This window comes from Sphingobium sp. ba1, from assembly GCF_000743655.1.
Classification (GTDB): Bacteria; Pseudomonadota; Alphaproteobacteria; order Sphingomonadales; family Sphingomonadaceae; genus Sphingobium.
The window spans coordinates 2285653-2290445 of record NZ_JPPQ01000069.1; the positions used below are offsets into that span (position 1 = coordinate 2285653).

Below are 4793 nucleotides of genomic sequence, written 5' to 3' on the forward strand. Positions count from 1 at the left end.
GACGGCTGCAGCCAGCTCGTATGGCTGAATTGCAAGCGACGAAATTCGAGATCGCGGACGGGTTCGTCATAGCTGCCCGCGATCGACAGCAGATGTTCCAGCCGCGGCAGGACGACGTCAATTTGGCTCATATCCTCGCCCGGCCGGGGCTTGTAATAGAGTTGCCCGGCCTTCGGATCGACGAACCATTGGCCCGGCTCCCGCAGGAAGGCGAGGGCATTCACCAGGAAGAGGCGCGCGACTTCGGCCGATACCGGTCGCGCCATCGTGTCATAGCCGACCAGATTATTGCGCCATCCCGGTTGCTGCATGATGATCCTGTCGCCTTCGATACGGTCGACCATGGCATGGCGATGGGTGAACCAGCTCATGCCTTCCACTTCGATGCGGCTCTGACCGGGGAGTTGCGCCAGAAAGCGCCAGGCCGCATCCTTGATCTCCAGTCCCCAAGGATGGAAAGCGACGGCGGTCCGCGGGATTTCGACCGAGGCGCGTGGCGCGAGTTTCCCCGCGACGGTCAATTGCCGGGGGTCCGTGCCCGCAGGAACGCTGGCCGCCCAGATATTCCGCTGCTGGTCGACTTGCCGCCAGCCGGTGACCGGTTGACCGCCCGACAGGATGGCGCGTGTGCCCGGCGCGCCCTCCCACCGCACCGTATAGCCATTCTGACCGCCGTCTCCGGCACTAAAGCGCAAGGGGGCGTTCAGGCGGTAGGTTCCCGCCGCCAAAGAGACCGTCACATCATGGTCGCGGTTGAGGCTCCGCACCGCCTTTTGCGCGCGGACCAGCGAGGCAAAGGGCTTGCGCGCCGATCCATCGCCGTCGTCCGACCCCTGCGGCGACACATGCAGGATGATCGGCGTCGGTGCCGGGCGGTTCGGGATGACGACCCGGAAATGCCTGTCTTCGGGGCGCTCAGATGGGGCCACGCGGGGAATGTCGGGCATGGCGGGTAGTTGCGTCATCGCAGGACCGCTCGATCCTGCCGAGATGGCGAACAGACATAACCACCGCATCCGCATTCCTAGCATCTCCATCCTTTATCCAACGTCAGCGTCTAGGCGCGATCGTCGCAATCGGCCAAGGGTAGCAGCTCAGCGGCCGCAGCCATAGGCGTGAATGAGGCCCTGTCAGAGTAAAAGGGGAAAACGCAGCCTGTGATCCGAATGGGGTTCAGGCTTCGACTGTAGCGAAGCCAACCGTCCTTCAACTCGCCCCACCGATCGCCCCCGGTGTCAGGATGAGCGTCAGGAGAATGAGGGCGATGCCGACATATCCCCAGGCGCCCATGCCCTGCCAGGCGATCTTCAGGCTGCCCGCGTCGGATCGCGAAGATCGGGCCAGCCGCATCGCGTAGATCATCGTGCCGGTGACGGCCATCGCCGTCAGCAGCGCGCCGAACAGGAACCAGAGGACTTTGGTCCACAGGCCGCCGAAGGTGCCGAAATGTAGCGGATCGGCCATTTCGGAAATGCGCTGATGCGCGCTCAACGTGCGGCCATCCAGCTGCGCGACGACGCGCGATGTCGCCGGATCGACGACCACCGCATTGGCGCGATCGCGCACCAGCCAGGCGGAGGACTGGCCGAGGAAGATGACGCCATTGTCGGGCGTGAAGCGGATTTCCCGAATATCGAGCGCAGGATCGGCGCGGCGCGCGACGGCGACCAGCCGGTCCAGCGCGGCCCCGGTCGGCATCGCACCAGCCGCCACTTCCGGTAATTTGGGCACCTTGGCGTTCCCGCCCAATGTCTCCACCAGATACCATAGGCCCGTCAGCGTGATCAGCGCCACGAACCACAAGCTCCACAGGCCCATCAGGCGATGCAGGTCGCCCGTCATCCGCCGCCCATCGCCGCCGCGCGGCGCTCGAAGAAGCCGCGCCACCATTTCTTGTAGGTGACGATGCCCGACACCAAAGAGGCCGCCAGCAGCAGGGCGAGCGAACAGACGATCGGTATGCCGATCTTCGTCGGCAGCATCAGGTGGCGATGGGCCTGCCGCAGGAAGCGGTGGACACTGGCCCATCCATGCCTGCCTGTAACCTTTGCCGTCCACGGATCGATATAGACACGGTCTGGCGCGCCCTTGCCGCGACTGACCCAGGCTTCGACCGCAAACCAGGGGTCGATCGGCGCATAGAGGGTCTGGAGCCGGGCATCGGGCGCGGCGCGGGCCGCCGCCTGCGCCAACGCCCCCCAGGATGCGACGGGTTCCGACCGGGGCGATACCCGCATCGCGGGCGTCGCCAGCCAGTCGATTTCATGCGCGAACACGGCGAAGGTGCCCGTCGCCAGGATGAAGGTCAGGAAGATCGACAGTTTGAGGCCGATCCAGCTATGCACCACCCACCAGAGCGATCGACCCTTTTTCACGCGCAGCTGATCCATGGTCAGAATTGAAAGCGCAGTTCGGCCAGGAATGTCCGCGGCTCGCCCGGAAAATGCCCGCTCTGCGCCGAAAAGCCCGATGCGGCATAGACCTTGTCGAACATATTATCGACCCGCAGCATCAGTTCGGCAAAGCCAAGCCCCTTGGTGATCGATGCGTCGAAGATCGTATAGGGTTTGACGGTCTGCCCCGACAGGCTGATGCGCTTCGACACATGCTCACCCCCCACCGCAAAGGCGGCGTCGATCGCCGGCACCTGATAGCGGGTCCAGAAGCCGACCTTATGCTTGGGCGCATTGGCGAAGCGATTGCCGACGGCGTTGGTGATCGCCTGGCCCGCGATCGTGCCGGTGATCTTCGTGTCATTATAACCATAATTGACCAGCGCCACCCAATTGGCGGTAATGTCGGTCGACAGGTCGATCTCGAACCCCTTGCTCGTCACCTCGCCGATCGGACGCAACTGGTCCTGGCCGTTGACAGGCGGCAGGCTGGTATCGGCTTGGAGGATATTCTTGCGCACGATGCGGTAGGCGGCCAGATTGGCCTGGAGCCTGCCGTCAAACAGGTCGGTCTTGATGCCGCCTTCAAACTGGTCGCCGGTGACAGGGGCGAAGGGGCCACCGACATCGCCATTCTGGCTGGCGGCCGTTTGCGGCTCGAAACTTTGCGACCAACTCAGATAGACGGACACATCCTTGCGCGGCTTGTATATCGCGCCGGTGCGGAAAGTGATATCGTCATCCTCATAAGCGGCGGCGTTGACAACCGCGTCCTCGAACTTGTCGTAGCGCACGCCACCGACCAGCATGAAGGCATCGGTCAGGCTGATCTGGTCCTGCAGATAGGCACCCTGACGCTTCGTGCGCGTATCCGTGACGGTAAAGGGCAGCAAAGCGGCCCGCACCACGTCGCGCGCGCTGTTGGTATAGACGGGATTGCTGAGGCTGAGCGGCGTCACGCCTGCGCGCAAGATGCGCGAATTCAACACGCTCGTTTCGTCATACCAATCCGCGCCGGTCTGGAACTTATGCTCCATGCCGAGCAAATCGACCCGCGCCGTCAGATTGGCCGAAAAGGACAGGCCATCGACGTCACGGATCTGATCGCGAAACTCGCGTGCGACCAGGTCATCGCTGCCAGCGACCAACCCGCGCGGCTCATGATATTGCTGCGTCTCGGTCGCCTTGAAATAGCGCACCCCCGCGTCGAACGTGACCCGCTCCCCGATCGCAGTCGCATAACGCGCCTGATAGGCCTGCGACTTCAAATGCAGAAAATCGGTAGGTTCGTTGGCATTCCAGCGAATGTCGGTCAGGAAATTGCCGTCATCGTCGGTCAAAATGCCGCGCAGGCGGTTCGCTTGGAGATCATTGTCATAGACCGTCGCCTGCAACGTCAGCTTGCCGCCCTCATTGGTCTTGATCGCCAGGCCGCCATCTCCGATCAGCGACACATTCTTCGTATTGCGCCGATAGGGGTTCATCGCCTCGTAAAAGCCGCCGAGGCGGTAGGTGACGATCCCGTCCTTGTCGATCGGGCCGGTCGCTTCGGCTGATATGCCGCGACGATCATAATTGCCCGCCGTCGCGACCAGGCGCATGGCGCTGATATCGCCGGGCACCTTCGACACATAGTTGATGATGCCGCCGGGCGAACCAGGGCCGAAGAAAAGCCCTGCCGGTCCCTTCAACACTTCCACCCGTTCGATATTGAAAAGCTGGGGCACGGAAAAGCCGATGAACGGATTGCCGCGCATCCCGTCGTAGAAGGACTGGTCCTGGCGAAAGCCGCGGAAGGTGACGCCTGCATAGCTAAAGAAGCTGACACCCGAAATATTGCGATAGATGTCGGTCGCGTCGCGCGCGCCTTGATCGGCAAACAGATCCTTGTTGATCACCTGCAAGGCCTGCGGAATGTCGAGCGGGTCTTCGGCGCTTTTGCCGACGGTCGTAGTTTCGGTGCGGTAGAGGCGCTGCGCGCGGCCCGTCACGATGATCTGATCGCTATCGGCCATGGCTGCATCGGGTGCCGCCGCAGGGGCATCCTGTGCGGAAGCCACCGACGCCCAAGCCGACAGGGAAACAGACGCAAACAGCGCCACGCGGAAAATGGACAAAACAACCCCCATATCAGTTTCGCTAATGATAGTGATTCGCGATAGTGGATTTGAATGCTAAGAGCAAGCGGCCAGAGTCCGTTTTACGCATCGCGCCAACGGGACGGTTTACCCATTCCCGTAGGCGCGATGCCGCAAAGCGACCGGAAACGCTGGGCACCACGCGAACCGCCCTGTGGAACGAGGCATTGGAAGCTAAGGCCTTGAAACGCTTGCCGGTGACCCTAGCCTCTCTTATTCACCGGGCTGCTGCGTGATGGCTTAATCCGGGACGGGGTGGCAG

General features: G+C 62.6%; 1 protein-coding gene and 2 pseudogenes. All 3 read right to left on the reverse strand.

What is annotated here, in order from left to right; genetic code table 11:
• A pseudogene (locus IL54_RS14175) lies at nt 1-1016 on the reverse strand (right-handed parallel beta-helix repeat-containing protein); the annotation flags it as partial.
• Nucleotides 1017-1206: 190 nt separating this feature from the next.
• Nucleotides 1207-2390 (reverse strand): annotated as a pseudogene (locus IL54_RS25935) (PepSY-associated TM helix domain-containing protein).
• A 2-nt stretch (nt 2391-2392) separates the two neighbouring features.
• Nucleotides 2393-4510: a TonB-dependent siderophore receptor gene (locus tag IL54_RS14185; RefSeq protein WP_052027786.1), complete on the reverse strand. Its 2118-nt coding sequence runs from the start codon at nt 4508-4510 to the stop codon at nt 2393-2395.
• Between the last annotated feature and the right edge of the window lie 283 nt (nt 4511-4793).